Origin of the sequence: Streptomyces aureocirculatus (assembly GCF_000720475.1) — a bacterium.
GTDB lineage: Bacteria > Actinomycetota > Actinomycetes > Streptomycetales > Streptomycetaceae > Streptomyces > Streptomyces aureocirculatus.
On record NZ_JOAP01000008.1, the window covers coordinates 202,885 to 216,289 of the forward strand.

At 72.7% G+C, this 13,405-nt stretch carries 13 protein-coding genes; 2 read left to right on the forward strand and 11 right to left on the reverse strand.

Features of this window, described 5'->3' with window-relative positions:
- Nucleotides 1-14: 14 nt before the first annotated feature.
- From IG78_RS0110340 to IG78_RS45520, 11 genes are all read right to left on the reverse strand, one after another.
- Nucleotides 15-995, reverse strand: coding sequence for an alpha/beta hydrolase (locus IG78_RS0110340; RefSeq protein WP_030561443.1), 981 nt, complete (start codon nucleotides 993-995; stop codon nucleotides 15-17).
- 145 nt (nucleotides 996-1,140) lie between these two features.
- The gene (gene kynU, locus IG78_RS0110345) at nucleotides 1,141-2,391 is read right to left on the reverse strand and encodes a kynureninase (protein WP_030561445.1); all 1,251 of its coding nucleotides are present in this window, start codon (nucleotides 2,389-2,391) and stop codon (nucleotides 1,141-1,143) included.
- Nucleotides 2,384-3,217: a tryptophan 2,3-dioxygenase family protein gene (locus IG78_RS0110350; protein ID WP_030561446.1), complete on the reverse strand. Its 834-nt coding sequence runs from the start codon at nucleotides 3,215-3,217 to the stop codon at nucleotides 2,384-2,386. The genes kynU and IG78_RS0110350 overlap by 8 nt, the downstream gene beginning before the upstream one ends.
- A gap of 280 nt (nucleotides 3,218-3,497) precedes the next feature.
- Nucleotides 3,498-3,911: a DUF3151 domain-containing protein gene (locus tag IG78_RS0110355; protein ID WP_030561448.1), complete on the reverse strand. Its 414-nt coding sequence runs from the start codon at nucleotides 3,909-3,911 to the stop codon at nucleotides 3,498-3,500.
- Between the two features lie 135 nt (nucleotides 3,912-4,046).
- The gene (fbaA, locus tag IG78_RS0110360; RefSeq protein WP_030561450.1) at nucleotides 4,047-5,078 is read right to left on the reverse strand and encodes a class II fructose-bisphosphate aldolase; all 1,032 of its coding nucleotides are present in this window, start codon (nucleotides 5,076-5,078) and stop codon (nucleotides 4,047-4,049) included.
- 96 nt (nucleotides 5,079-5,174) lie between these two features.
- On the reverse strand, nucleotides 5,175-5,729 hold the full coding sequence (pyrE, locus tag IG78_RS0110365) for an orotate phosphoribosyltransferase (protein ID WP_030561452.1): 555 nt from the start codon (nucleotides 5,727-5,729) through the stop codon (nucleotides 5,175-5,177).
- Between the two features lie 10 nt (nucleotides 5,730-5,739).
- A complete protein-coding gene (locus IG78_RS0110370; protein WP_030561454.1) occupies nucleotides 5,740-6,540 on the reverse strand; it encodes an aldose epimerase family protein in 801 nt (266 codons plus the stop codon).
- 258 nt (nucleotides 6,541-6,798) lie between these two features.
- Complete coding sequence (locus IG78_RS0110380) at nucleotides 6,799-7,614, reverse strand: SRPBCC family protein (protein WP_030561459.1); 816 nt, start codon at nucleotides 7,612-7,614, stop codon at nucleotides 6,799-6,801.
- Between the two features lie 69 nt (nucleotides 7,615-7,683).
- A complete protein-coding gene (locus tag IG78_RS0110385) occupies nucleotides 7,684-9,276 on the reverse strand; it encodes a polyamine aminopropyltransferase (RefSeq protein WP_030561461.1) in 1,593 nt (530 codons plus the stop codon).
- Nucleotides 9,277-9,365: 89 nt separating this feature from the next.
- Nucleotides 9,366-9,884: a DUF2617 family protein gene (locus IG78_RS0110390; protein WP_030561463.1), complete on the reverse strand. Its 519-nt coding sequence runs from the start codon at nucleotides 9,882-9,884 to the stop codon at nucleotides 9,366-9,368.
- A 478-nt stretch (nucleotides 9,885-10,362) separates the two neighbouring features.
- Entirely contained in the window at nucleotides 10,363-10,680 is a 318-nt protein-coding gene (locus tag IG78_RS45520) for a hypothetical protein (protein WP_199813248.1), read from the reverse strand.
- Nucleotides 10,681-10,793: 113 nt separating this feature from the next.
- Here IG78_RS45520 and IG78_RS0110395 point away from each other — a divergent pair, with 113 nt between their 5' ends.
- Both IG78_RS0110395 and IG78_RS0110400 read left to right on the forward strand, forming a co-directional pair.
- Nucleotides 10,794-12,110, forward strand: a complete 1,317-nt coding sequence (locus IG78_RS0110395; RefSeq protein WP_404827686.1) for a pyridoxal phosphate-dependent aminotransferase — start codon at nucleotides 10,794-10,796, stop codon at nucleotides 12,108-12,110.
- Nucleotides 12,111-12,180: 70 nt separating this feature from the next.
- On the forward strand, nucleotides 12,181-13,374 hold the full coding sequence (locus IG78_RS0110400; protein WP_031128681.1) for a membrane protein: 1,194 nt from the start codon (nucleotides 12,181-12,183) through the stop codon (nucleotides 13,372-13,374).
- The last annotated feature ends 31 nt before the right edge of the window (nucleotides 13,375-13,405 follow it).

Below are 13,405 nucleotides of genomic sequence, written 5' to 3' on the forward strand. Positions count from 1 at the left end.
CGATGAACCCCCGTTCAGAACGCGAGCTGCGCGATCTCCTCCGCGACCACCGCGCACGCGTCCGCCGCCGGATCGATCAGCGGGAAGTGCCCGACACCCTCGAGCAACGTCACGCCGACGACCTCACCGGCCTTCGCCGCGGCGTCGGCGTACGCGTCGGCGACGGCGGGCGGCACGACGATGTCGGTGCGGCCCTGCACGACGGCGGTCGCGATCCCGGTGGGCAGCAGCGCCGCAGGATCCACGTGTGCGAGCCGCTCGGCGTACCGGGCCTCGACCGCGTCGGCGTCCGCGTCCACGCCGGAGGCCGAGACGCCGAGGAACTGCCGCACGGCCCCACCGCACACCCCCAACTCGTCCGCCACCCGCAGATCCGCGAGGGGCGCAAGCCCCACCACGCCCCGCAGCGGCGGCGGCCGCTCCAGGCGCCACGGCGAGCCGAGCGGCAGGACATGCCGGGCGGCGGCCCACAGCGCGAGCTGGCCGCCGGCCGAGTGTCCGGTGAGCACGATCCGGCCGGGGTCGGCGGCCGGCAGGTGCGCGCGGACAAGGGCGGGCAGCGCGTCGAGCGCGGCGGCCACGTCGTCGAGGGTGTCGGGCCAGCGCCCGGCCACGGGACCACCACCGCCCGGCGCCTCCACGGACGAACCCTGCGCAGGAACGATCCCGCCGGCGGCCCCCCGGCGGTACTCGACGTTGGCGACGGCGAAGCCCCGTCGGGCCAGGAAGTCCGCGAACGGCGTCACGTGCCACCGGTCGTACGGTGCCCGCCAGGCCCCGCCGTGCAGCAGCACGACAAGCGGCACGACAAGCGGCACGACAAGCGGCGCGACGAGCGGCGCGGGACGGTCCGCGGTGTCACGCGGGGCGTAGAAGTCGATGATCTGCTCCGCGTGCGCGCCGTACGCGGCGGTGGCGTCGGGCGGCACCGCGGGGTGCCCGAGCGCGGCTGCTTCCTCGGCGGCATCGCGGGCCGCTGCGGCGTCGTCCGGCATACGGCAACCCTCCCAAACTCGCCCGGCGGTGGCAGCCCGTCGGCCCCGGTGAGACAACTCGCCGGGGACCGACGGACGTTCGTACCTTGATCCAATTCTGCCGGACGGTACCAGGCTCCGCCCGCCCAGCGCGCCGACCGGCCCGTCAGCTCCCCGTCGACGCCTCCGCCAAGGTCCGGCCGAGGACCCGGGCCGCGCGCTCCGCGTCCGCGAACGTCAGATACAGCGGTGTGAACCCGAAGCGCAACAGGTCCGGCGGCCGGAAGTCACCGACCACGCCCTGCTGGACCAGCCGCTTCATCACGCCTTCGGCGTCCGGGCAGCGCAGCGCGACCTGGCTGCCCCGCTCGGCGTGCGCGACGGGCGTGATCGACTCGACGTGGCCCGCGGGCACGTACGCCTCGACGCACTCCAGGAAGAAGTCCGTCAGGGCGAGGGACTTGGCGCGCACCGCCGTCATCGACACCCCCTCCCAGACGTCGAGCGCCGCGTCGAGGGCGAGCAGCGACAGGATGTCGGGGGTGCCGACCCGGCCCCGGGTGATGTCGGCGGCGGGCTCGTACCCCGGCCGCATCCCGAACGGTTCGACGTGCGAGTTCCAGCCGGGCAGCGGCGTGTCGAAGCGGTCCTGGAGCCCCCGGCGCACGTACAGGAAGGCGGGCGAACCGGGGCCGCCGTTCAGGTACTTGTAGGTGCAGCCGACCGCCAGGTCCACGCCGTGCTCGTCCAGGCCGACGGGCAGCGCCCCTGCCGTGTGGCACAGGTCCCACACGACGAGCGCGCCCGCCGCGTGGACGGCCGCGGTCAGACCGGGCAGGTCGTGCAGCCTGCCCGCCCGGTAGTCGGCGTGGTTGAGCAGCACGACGGCGGTGCGCGGCCCGAGCAGGCCCGGTACGTCCGCGGGGTCGGCCGGGACGATGCGGCAGTTGGTGAGGCGGGCCGCGGACTCGGCGATGTAGCCGTCGGTGGGGAAGGTCGTGGCGTCGACGACGATCTCGTCGCGCGCCGCCGCTCCCGCGCCGCCCTCGTCCCGGATCATGCGTACCGCCGCCACTAGCGCCTTGAAGACGTTCACGCTGGTGGAGTCGGAGACGACGACCTGTCCGGGGGCGGCGCCGATCAACGGTGCGACGCGGTCGCCGATCCGCTCGGGCGCGGTCCACCAGCCGCTCTCCGCCCAGGACCGGATGCGCAGCGAACCCCACTGGCGGCTGATGACGTCGACGACGCGCGCCTCGACGTGCACGGGCAGCGCGCCCAGCGAGTTGCCGTCGAGATAGACGCCGTCGTCGAGGACGAACTCAGCTCGCTTGGCGGCGAGTTGATCCCCGGCGTCCAGCTCCTTGGCCTTCGCCTCCACATCCGCCCGCCCCGCGGGCCCCCTCGCCTCAGACATGGCTGCGCGCCGTCCACAACTCGGGGAACACGCTCTTCGTGGCCCGCTTCTCCAGCCAGGCGACGCCCGCGGAGCCGCCGGTGCCGGTCTTGGATCCCATGGCGCGGCGGGTGGCGACGAGGTGGTCGTTGCGCCAGCGCCACACCAGCTCGCCGACGTCGGTCAACGCCTCGCCGAGGCGCGCGAGTTCGGCGTCCTGATCCCCGCTGTACAGGGCCGTCCAGACCGCCTCGACCTCGGGCGAAGGCTCGTACTTGAGGGAGACGTCGCGCTCCAGGACGGCGGGCGGCACGGCGTGGCCGCGGCGCGCGAGGAGCCGCAGGACCTCGTCGTACAGACACGGCTCGTGGAGCGCCTTCTCCAGTTCGGCGTGGACGCGCGGGGCACCGCGGTGCGGCACCAGCATGGACGCGGACTTGTCGCCGAGCAGGAACTCCATGCGCCGGTACATCGCCGACTGGAAGCCGGAGCCCTCGCCGAGCGAGCCGCGGTAGGAGTTGAACTGTGCCGGGGTGAGCTGCCCGAGCGGCTTCCACGAGTGGTTCAGGGCCTCCAGCTCGCGCACCGACCGCTTCAGGGCGGCGACGGCCACCGGCACGTCGTCCTCGCGGAGCGCGCGCGCCGCGGTCTCCCACTCGTGCACGATGACCGTGAACCACAGCTCCATGACCTGGGTGGTGACCAGGAAGACCATCTCGCCCGGGTCGTTCGAGCGCAGATGCTGGAGGTGGGTGAGCACATCCGCCTGTACGTAGTCCTCGTACGGGGTGGTGCCTGCGAAGTCGAGGTTCGGGCTGTCCTGCGCCGCGTGCGCCTCATCAGACATCGCTGTCTCCTAGATGCGTACTCCGGGTAGCGGTCCGCCCCTGCCGGTACCGGCACGGGGGCCCCGGTCCCCACCCGCATCCTCCGCAACATCCCGGGAAACGGCAAGACCTGCCTGGTCACACAGGGTGTCCAAGCAGGTCGTACGCGGTCCCGTGCGGGGCCGCGGCCACGCCGCCGTCAGCCAAGGGCGTCGTCCCGGCGTTCAGCCGAGGGTGCCGTCCCGGCGTTCAGCCGAGGGTGCCGTCCCGGCGTTCAGCCGAGGGTGCCGTCCCGGCGTTTCAGCCGAGGGTGTCCGCGGCGGTCGCCGACGAGTCGCGCAGGAACGTCGAGCACCGCTCGTACTCCTCCTGCTCGCCGATGACGCCTGCGGCGCGGGCGAGGCCGTGCAGCGCGCGCAGGAAGCCGCGATTCGGCTCGTGCTCCCACGGCACCGGGCCGTGGCCCTTCCAGCCGCTGCGGCGCAGGGCGTCGAGGCCGCGGTGGTAGCCCGTGCGGGCGTACGCGTACGACTCGACGACGCGGCCCGCCTCGAACGCCTCGTCCGCGAGGCGGGCCCAGGCGAGGGACGACTTCGGGTACTGCGCCGCGACGTCGGCGGCCGGGGTGCCGGACGCGAGGAGGTCGCGGGGCTCGGGGTCGTCGGGGAGGTGGGTCGGGGGCGGGCCCCCGAGCAGATCTTGGTGAATGGCCATGGGACAAGTCTGCGGCATGGCTCGCGCGCGGGGCGCCCAGTCCCGCCTCTTGCCCGGACCGGGGCTCCGTCCCGCAAACGCCGGAGGGGCTGGAAATTCCAGCCCCTCCGGTGAACGTGCTCGGGAAACTCCCGGCTACTTGAGCTTCGTGCCGGTGGAGCGCAGGTTCGCGCAGGCCTCGGTGACGCGCGCCGCCATGCCCGCCTCGGCGGACTTGCCCCAGGTGCGGGGGTCGTACGTCTTCTTCGAGCCGACCTCGCCGTCGACCTTCAGGACGCCGTCGTAGTTCTTGAACATGTGGTCCGCGACGGGCCGCGTGAAGGCGTACTGGGTGTCGGTGTCGAGGTTCATCTTCACGACGCCGTTCTCCAGGGCGGTGGCGATCTCCTCGGCGGTGGAGCCGGAGCCGCCGTGGAAGACGAAGTCGAACGGCTGCGACCCGGCGGCCCTGCCGTACTTCGAGCCGACGCCCTCCTGGAGGTCCTTGAGCAGCTCGGGGCGGAGCACGACGTTGCCCGGCTTGTAGACGCCGTGCACGTTGCCGAAGGACGCGGCGAGCAGGTAGCGGCCCTTCTCGCCCAGGCCGAGGGCCTCGGCGGTGCGGATCGCGTCGTCGACGGTCGTGTACAGCTCGTCGTTGATCTCGTGCGTCACGCCGTCCTCCTCACCGCCCGTCGGGGTGATCTCGACCTCAAGGATGATCTTCGCGGCGGCGGCCTTGGCGAGCAGCTCCTGGCCGATGGCCAGGTTGTCGGCCAGGGTCTCGGCGGAGCCGTCCCACATGTGGGACTGGAAGAGCGGGTTCTGACCGGCCTTGACGCGCTCGGCGGAGATGTCGAGCAGCGGGCGGACATAGCCGTCGAGCTTGTCCTTGGGGCAGTGGTCGGTGTGCAGGGCGACGGTGATGCCGTACTTCTTGGCCACGATGTGCGCGAACTCGGCGAGGGCCACGGCGCCCGTCACCATGTCCTTGCTGTGCTGGCCGCCCAGGAACTCCGCGCCACCCGTGGAGATCTGGATGATGCCGTCGCTCTCCGCCTCCGCGAAGCCACGCAGCGCGGCGTGCAGGGTCTGCGAGGACGTCACGTTGATGGCCGGGTAGGCGAACTTGCCTGCCTTCGCCCGGTCGAGCATCTCGTTGTAGACCTCGGGGGTTGCGATGGGCATGTGTCCGCTCCTTGTGATGTGCGGGTGTGTGCTTGGCCCTGACCTAAGGGGGGCGACGTCATCGTCGCCCCCATCCTTCCAGACTCGGCGAGGTCCTCAGTCGACGAGACCGAGGTCGTCCTTCGAGTACGCGAAGAGGTACGGGACGCCCGCACCCTCGGTGATCTTCTCGCCCGCGCCGGTGGCCCGGTCGACGATCGTGGCGACGGCCACGACCTCGGCACCGGCCTCCCGCACCGCCTCCACGGCGGTCAGCGGCGAGCCGCCGGTGGTGGAGGTGTCCTCGACGACCAGGACGCGGCGGCCCTTGATGTCCGGGCCCTCGACGCGGCGCTGCATGCCGTGCGCCTTGGCGGCCTTGCGGACGACGAAGGCGTCCAGGCGCCTGCCGCGCGCTGCGGACGCGTGCAGCATCGCGCCCGCGACGGGGTCGGCGCCCATGGTCAGACCGCCCACGGCGTCGAAGTCCAGGCCCTCGGTGAGGTCGAGCAGGACCTGGCCGACCAGTGGGGCGGCCTCGCCGTCGAGAGTGATCCGGCGGAGGTCGATGTAGTAGTCGGCCTCCAGGCCGGAGGAGAGCGTCACCTTGCCGTGCACGACGGCCTTGTCCTTGATCTGCTGCAGCAGGTCGCCGCGTACGTCGTTCGTCATGGTGACGAGCTTAAAGGCGCCGCCAGCTCCAGGTGGTCACCGTCTCCAGGGGGTCCACGGGGGTGACCAGGCGGGGCAGGGTGTTCAGGCCGTCGGGCGGCCCTGTCTGCGGTTCCACGCACACCGCTTCGGCGGGCTCGTCGTAGATCACGACCCACTGCTCCCTGCTGGTCACCGTCAGCTCCAGGCTGCCCGGCCAGGTCAGGGTCACGTTCACCCCGTCGGGCATGCCGAAGCAGTCGTCCCAGGGGCCCGGGGTGGGGTCGATGCGGGTGCCGGTGGGCAGGTGGTCGTCGCCGCGCTGCTCCTGCCAGGCGGCGTCGAAGCCGAGGCGTACGCCGTCGCCCTCGCCGTCACCCCCGAGGTGGCGGTTGAACCACGGGTGCCAGCCCGCCTGCGCCGGGAACGAGTCCCCGTACGTCTCGATCGCGAGGCGCAGCGTGAGGGCGTCCTCGGTCAGCTCGACGACCTGCGTGACCCGGCCCGGGTAGGGCCACGGGTCCGTCAGGTCGTAGGTGAACACGGCTTCCGTGGCGCTCACCCTGGCCGTCTTCCAGGCGGCGTCGCGGGCGGTGCCGTGGATGGCGTGCGGTGGGGAGTTGACGGGGAGCTGGTGCGGGATGCCGCCGTTCCTGAACCTGCCCTCACGCGTGCGGCCGCACCACGGCACCATCGGGAAGCTGCCGTAGCGCTCCCCCTGCCGCAGCAGTTCGACTCCGTCGATCCGCATGCTCCCCAGGCGGCAGCCGTTGCCCGGCCGCACGGTCACGTCCGCGGAGCCCGCGGCCAGCCTGATCTCTTCGCTACTCACGAGGTCGACCTTACGGGCTCGGCCCCACCCACCCGCCCTTACTCCCTGCCGAATCAGCCGACACCCCAGCCCACACCCCAGCCCGTCCGGCGGCGAATCCAAGCCCGTCCGGCGATTGAGGACGAGCGCGCCAGCGCGACAGCCTGGACCTCAACACCCACGGCGCGAATCCAAGCCCGTCCGGCGGCGAATCCAAGCCCGTCCGGCGATTGAGGACGAGCGCGCCAGCGCGAAGGCCCGCAGCCCAGCAGCAGCGACTCAGCGGCGACGGCGCAGCACCCGGCCGACGACGATCGCCGAGGCCAACACAACAGCAGCCGCGGGCGCAGCCCAGCGCAGAGTGGCGGCCCCGCCGGACATCGACTCGGGCACGGGCACGGGCGCGTACCGCCCACGCGGCGGCGCGTGATCAACCTCCTCCGCGCTGCGCCCGATCATCGTCCGCCGGGCATGCGCGGCCTCAGCCGCAGGCACCTCACCTCCGTCGAGCGACTCCCCGAACCGATCGCCGGGCCCGCCGGTGAGCGGATCGAGGGACGGCGGCGGCACCTCCGCCGCGAAGATCCCGTGCACACCCTCCCCACCCCCGGTGGGCCCGGCGGGCGGCTCCGGGACATCGGCCGCACCGTCGGGGACGGCCGCCGCGGCGACCCCCTCCGCGAACTTCGCGAGCAACCGCCGCGCAGCGGATTCCACAGCCTGTGGAGAACTCTCCACGAGCTCGGCGATGCGGCCGTCGCCGGACGCCGTCCCGCTGAAGGTCATCGACGTACCCCCCTCCGCGGCGGCGGAGAGCCGCAGGGCCAGGGCGAACTTCGCCTTCCCGCTGCCACGCACCTCCGCGCCCTCACCCTCGAAGGAGTACGTGCCGTCGTCCCGCGCGGCGATACGGAGACCGCCCCGGTAGGTGATCGTGTGCCCGGCGACCCGCACCCGCAGCCGCCCGGTGCCGGGCGGCGAATCCGCGTCCGCGTCGCGATGCAGCCCCGGCACCGCGCCGGCGACCCGCTCGGGGTCGGCCAGCGCCTCGCGGAGCGGCTCTTCCGTGACCGGTACGAACACCTCATGCTCCATGACAGTCGAGCGTACCGACGCGCACGCCGGGATGTACTCCACTTGCACGTGCCAGCGATCCGCGGCACGTCAGTCGGCGTACCGCGGATGGACCAGCGTGGACGGCGCGAACCCCTGCCCGGAGGGGGGCCGCACCCGTTCGGCGGCGCGTACCCCGGTCCGCAGGACGGCCGCGTCCCGGGCGGCGGCGAGCCGCCCGGGGTCGCGCGCGGCGAGGACGAAGCCCCAGTCGTGCGGCCGGGCGGTGCCGTCGTCCGTCCGGTCGGGTCCCGCGGCGTGCGTGGAGTGCCGGCCCGTCAGGCGGTAGGGGGTGGTCGCGAGGCCCGCGGCGCGCAGGGTCGCGTCCACCGTCCAGTAGGTGTGGGGCCGGGTCACGACGGGCCCGGCGTGCACGGCGAACCGTCCGTCGTCGGCGAGGACGCGGGCGACGAGGCCGAAGAACTCCTGGGAGTAGAGCTTGGTGCTCGCGGTGATGCCGGGGTCGGGCAGGTCGGCGAGCACGACGTCGTAGGGGAGGCGGCGCTCGTGCGGGCCGCGCAGCCAGTGGAAGGCGTCGGCGTGGATGGCCCGCACCCGCGGGTCCCGGTAGACCCGGCCGTTGAGTTCGCTGAGCGCGGGGTCGCTGCGGGCCAGCTCCACCACGCCGGGGTCGACCTCGACGATGTCGACCCGGCGGACGCCGGAGTGCCGCAGCACCTCGCGGGCGGCGAGCCCGTCACCGCCGCCGAGGACGAGGACGCGGGCGTGCGGCCCGCCGCGCATGGCGGGCTGGACGAGCGCCCGGTGGTAGCGGCGCTCGTCGCGGCTGCTGACGCGCAGCCGCCCGTCGACGTAGAGGTTCAGGGACGCGCGGTCGGCGCCGGTGAGGACGACTTCCTGGACGCCGGTCTGCACGGCGACGCGGATGTCGGAGCCGTACACGGCGCGGCGCGCGGCCCGCTCGAAGTCGTCGACGAGCAGCGCGGCGGAGGCGAGGGCGGCGAGCACGGCGACGTTGGCGCCGAGCAGCGCACCGCGCCCGCGGCCGCTCAGGTCCCGCCCGAAGAGGCCGAAGACCAGCGCGCCGCCCACGAGGACGTTGACGGCGCCGGTGAGCAGTGCCCCGGTGAGCTGACCGAACCACGGCAGGAGCAGGAAGGGGAAGGCCAGCCCGCCCACCAGGGCGCCCACGTAGTCCGCGGCGAACAGGTCGGCCACCGCACCGCCCGCGTCCTGCCGCCGGATGCGCTGGATGAGCACCATGAGCAGCGGCACCTCGGCGCCGATGAGCACACCGATGGCGAGGGAGAACGCCACGAAGAGGTAGCGCGATCCGCTCGCCCACATCTCGCCGCGGTCCCCCGCCCAGGCGAAGGCCGCGTACAGGACGAGGGCGCTGCACCCGCCGACCAGCGCGAGCGCCGCCTCGACGAGGCCGAACCCGACGGCGGCCCGGCAGCGCAGGCGCTTGGCGAGCAGGGAGCCGACGCCCATCGCGAACACCATCACGGACAGGACGACGGAGGCCTGGGTGACGGAGTCACCGATCAAGTAGGCGGCGAGGGCGACGAGTTCGAGTTCGTACACGAGTCCGCAGGCGGCACAGATGAACACGCCCGCGAGGACGAGGAACCGGCCTGTCCGGGGCGTGACGGGCAGGCGCTCGGTGGACGGTTCGATCACGCTGCGAACGCTACGTCACCGAACGCTTACACCAAGTCCCCCACATGGGTGGAGGTGCCCCGGAAGACGTGTAGGCCGCCCATGCCTCCTCAGAGCACGGCGGGCATGCGTACACCCACCCGGGTCCGTGTCGCCACCAACTGCCCGTCCTGGGGGTACGCGTGCCATGTGCGCCACATCACCGAGCCCTCGTGGCGCTGGGCCAGCATGGCGGTGAAGGCGTGCGGGATGCCGGGGAAGACACCGGCGAGGCCGTGCGGATGCTCGGTCACCAGAGCCAGCAACTCCTGGGCCCGGCCGGCGAACTGACCCCGCGACAGGGTCTCGACGCACGCCGCGAACTCGTACTCCCACTCGCCCACCCGCTTGGAGACGCCGAGCGGCAGCGGGGTGCTGCTGCCCGGAATGCATGCCACCGTCTCGGAGCAGTTGCCCTGCTCCTCCTCCAGGAGCACCTGGTGTGACGCTCCCAGTAGCCTCAACTGCACCGCCGCACCCGTCAGTTCGAGATCGAGAGTGGCGAGCGCGGGCAGCGGCTCGCGGCCGAGCGCCCAGGCCAGGTCCCCGGCGCACGTGTCGGTATAGACAGTCTTCAGGGTCGTGAGCATGAGTCAGCTCCGCTAGCACGCAATGGAGGTGAGGGCCGGCGCACATGGTCGAACACCTGGTCCCGGGAAATCGGAATGCCGGCTCGCGCCCACGGGCAGGTCCCGGTCGTTGAGCTCAGAACGTCCGCGGGCGGGGTGACAGTTGAAATGGAATCATGAACTAAGACACTGCCACAGCGTTTTTACCCAACTTCGTAGGGTTTCCATCCCCTAGAGGGCCGAACAGTTCACCTGTTCACGTATCCAACGATCCATAAGCGCCCCCGCACGGTCACCAATAAACCCATATCGCCCGTGTCGTCCCCGCCACCCCCGCTGTACAGCCCTCTTTCCCCGCATCACGTCAACGACGCGCCCCTGGTCGGCGTCAACTCGTCGGCGTCAACTCGTCGGTGCCAACTTGTCGGCGTCAACGACCAAACGCCCACCGGGAGTTGTTCCCGGTGGGCGTTTCGCCCAGTGGACCAGCTGCCCCGTGTCAGCTGCCTCCGCCGCATCCACCCCCGCCGCCCCCGCCACCGCAGGAGGAGCCGCCGCCGCACGACGACGAGCTTCCGCACGACGACGAGCTCCCACAGGACGAACCGTGGTGCCCGCCGCCGTCGCCGGTGCTCACGTACCCCGCGCTGTTGCTGCCGCTGCTGCTCCCCGACGCCCACCAGCTCGTGCCGCCAGATCCGGCGGCGGCCCGGCGCCGGGCACGGCCGCCCGAACCCCTCGCGCTCCTGGCGGCTGTGACGCCGAACGCCACGCAGATCGCCAGCACGAATCCGATGAAGATGATGGCCAGTGCCATGCCCCCCACCACCCTTTCTGTTCCCCCGTGGTTCGTGCCAAGGAGATGCCCTCGGCCAACCACGGCCAAAGCAGAGTTGAGGAAGTCCAGAGGTTCGGCGCAGGATGACGCCCATGACGTCCTCCGATGGCACCTCCGGCACCTCCGGGACCCCCAGCACCCCCGGCACCTCTGATGTCTCGGGCACCCCCGGCACCGCGCACGGCCGCCCGCTGCTCAACCGCCGCCTCGCCGAGTTCGGGACGACGATCTTCGCCGAGATGTCCGCGCTCGCCCTGCGGACCGGGGCGATCAACCTGGGCCAGGGCTTCCCGGACACGGACGGCCCCGAGGAGGTACGGGAGGCGGCCGTGCGGGCGCTGCGCGACGGGCGCGGCAACCAGTACCCGCCGGGGCCCGGCGTGCCCGAGCTGCGCACGGCGGTCGCGGAGCACCAGCGGCGCCACTACGGCCTGTCCTACGACCCGGACCGGGAGGTCCTGGTCACCGCCGGCGCCACCGAGGCCATCGCGGCCGCGCTGCTCGCCCTGGTGGAGCCGGGCGACGAGGTGATCGCCCTGGAGCCGTACTACGACTCGTACGCCGCCGCGATCGCCCTCGCGGGCGGCACCCGGGTGCCCGTCACGCTGCGGCCCGGCACGGGCCCTGGTGGCGCCGAGGACCGGCGCTTCGTCCTCGACCTGGACGAGCTGCGCGACGCCGTCACCCCGCGCACCCGCCTGCTGCTCCTCAACACCCCGCACAACCCGACCGGCACCGTCCTCACCCGCGAGGAGCTGACCGCGATCGCGAAGCTGGCCGTGGAGCGGAACCTGCTCGTGGTCACCGACGAGGTCTATGAGCACCTGGTCTTCTCCGACGCCACGGCACCCGACGGCTCCGGCACGCCCGCGCATCTGCCGCTCGCCTCGTTCCCCGGCATGCGCGAGCGCACCGTCACCATCGGCTCGGCGGGCAAGACGTTCTCGTTCACCGGCTGGAAGGTGGGCTGGGTGACGTCCACGCCGGACCTGGTCACGGCGGTGCGCTCGGCGAAGCAGTATCTGACGTTCGTGGCGTCGGGGCCCTTCCAGTACGCGGTCGCGGAGGCGCTCGCGCTGCCCGACACGTACTTCACGGGCATCCGCGAGGACATGCGCGCCAAGCGTGACCTGCTCTCCGCCGGTCTGACGGCGGCGGGCTTCGACGTCTACCGGCCCGCGGGCACCTACTTCATCACCACCGACATCCGCTCCCTCGGCGAGAGCCGGTCGCACGGCGGCGACGGATTCGCCTTCTGCCGCGCCCTGCCGGAGCGCGCCGGAGTCGTCGCCATCCCGAACGCGGTCTTCTACGACCACCGTCAGGAGGGCGCCCCCTTCGTGCGGTTCGCGTTCTGCAAGCGCACGGAGGTGCTCGCGGACGCCGCGGAGCGGCTGAAGTCGCTGTAGGGGGACCGGTAGGCACCCACACGGACCCACCCGGGTCGCGGACTCCGCCGCCACCCCTCAGGGTTCGGGTGTGACCCACCCGAGCCCCACCGTCCCCGCCCCCCTCACAGAACCACCCCGCACCCGGTGCCGCACCTTCGTCCCCCGGGGCCCGACGGCCGTCCGCGCCCTGGGTGTCTTCGCCGCCGCCCGGATCGCGGGACTGCTCGCCGTGTCGGTCGGCGCGCACGCCACCGGGCAGAACACCTTCCGGCTGCTCGGCCGCTCCTGGGACTCGCGCTGGTACACCGCCATCGCCACGGACGGCTACGGCCGCACCCTCTACTTCGAGAACGCCGTGGTCCAGAGCGACCTGGCCTTCTTCCCGCTGTACCCGGGCCTGATCCGCGCGGTCACCACGATCGCCCCGCTCTCCTACGGCGCTGCGGGCCTCGTCGTGTCCTGGCTCGCCGCGGGGGCCGCCGCCCTCGGCATCCACACCCTCGCCGCCCGGCTTCACGACCACCGCACCGCCACCGTCCTGGTGCTCCTGTGGGGCCTGCTCCCGCACTCCGTGATCCTGTCCATGGCGTACACCGAGCCGGTACTCACCGCCCTCGCCGTCTGGGCCCTGTACGCGCTGGGCACCGGGCGCTGGCTGTGGGCGGGCTCCCTCGCCGCGCTCGCGGGCCTCGCCCGGCCGAACGGCTTCGCGGTGGCGGCCGCGGTGCTCGTGGCCGCCGGGTACGAGGTCTGGCGGCGGCGCGGGCGCGGAGTTCCCCACAGGCTGTGGACGGGCGCGCTGCTCGCCCCGCTCGGCTGGGCCGGGTACGTGCTGTGGGTCGGCGCCAGAAAGGGCGACCTGTTCGGCGGTTACTTCGCGGTGCAGCGCAACTGGGGCTCGCGCTTCGACTTCGGCGCGGGCTCGCTGACTTTCGTACGGCACCTGCTCAGGGACGGCGACAAGCTGGTCTTCTCCGTGACCCTGGTGATCGTCGCGGTGGCGGTGCTGCTGTACGCGCTCCTGGTGGCCGGGCGGGCGCCGCTGCCGCTGCTCGTCTACACCGGCGTGCTGCTCCTGATCACCGTGGGCGGTTCCGGCTTCTTCGAGTCCAAGCCGCGCTTCCTGCTGCCCGCGTTCCCGCTCCTGATCCCGGTGGCCCTCGCGGTGGTGCGGACCGCGAAAGCCCGGCCCTGGGCCGCCTACCTGGTGGTCGGCGCCCTGGCCGGGCTTTCGGTGGCCTACGGGACGTATCTGGTGACGTTCGCCCGCATGCCGTTGTGAGCAGGGCCCTCGGGCCCGTTCACCGAGCGGG

Coding starts and splice junctions, on each gene's coding strand:
- IG78_RS0110395 (WP_404827686.1), top strand. CDS start 10,794: ATGACGTCCTCCGATGGCACCTCCGGCACCTCCGGGACCCCCAGCACC.
- IG78_RS45520 (WP_199813248.1), bottom strand. CDS start 10,680: ATGGCACTGGCCATCATCTTCATCGGATTCGTGCTGGCGATCTGCGTG.
- pyrE (WP_030561452.1), bottom strand. CDS start 5,729: ATGACGAACGACGTACGCGGCGACCTGCTGCAGCAGATCAAGGACAAG.
- IG78_RS0110390 (WP_030561463.1), bottom strand. CDS start 9,884: ATGCTCACGACCCTGAAGACTGTCTATACCGACACGTGCGCCGGGGAC.
- IG78_RS0110350 (WP_030561446.1), bottom strand. CDS start 3,217: ATGTCTGATGAGGCGCACGCGGCGCAGGACAGCCCGAACCTCGACTTC.
- IG78_RS0110380 (WP_030561459.1), bottom strand. CDS start 7,614: ATGGAGCATGAGGTGTTCGTACCGGTCACGGAAGAGCCGCTCCGCGAG.
- IG78_RS0110340 (WP_030561443.1), bottom strand. CDS start 995: ATGCCGGACGACGCCGCAGCGGCCCGCGATGCCGCCGAGGAAGCAGCC.
- IG78_RS0110355 (WP_030561448.1), bottom strand. CDS start 3,911: ATGGCCATTCACCAAGATCTGCTCGGGGGCCCGCCCCCGACCCACCTC.
- fbaA (WP_030561450.1), bottom strand. CDS start 5,078: ATGCCCATCGCAACCCCCGAGGTCTACAACGAGATGCTCGACCGGGCG.
- kynU (WP_030561445.1), bottom strand. CDS start 2,391: ATGTCTGAGGCGAGGGGGCCCGCGGGGCGGGCGGATGTGGAGGCGAAG.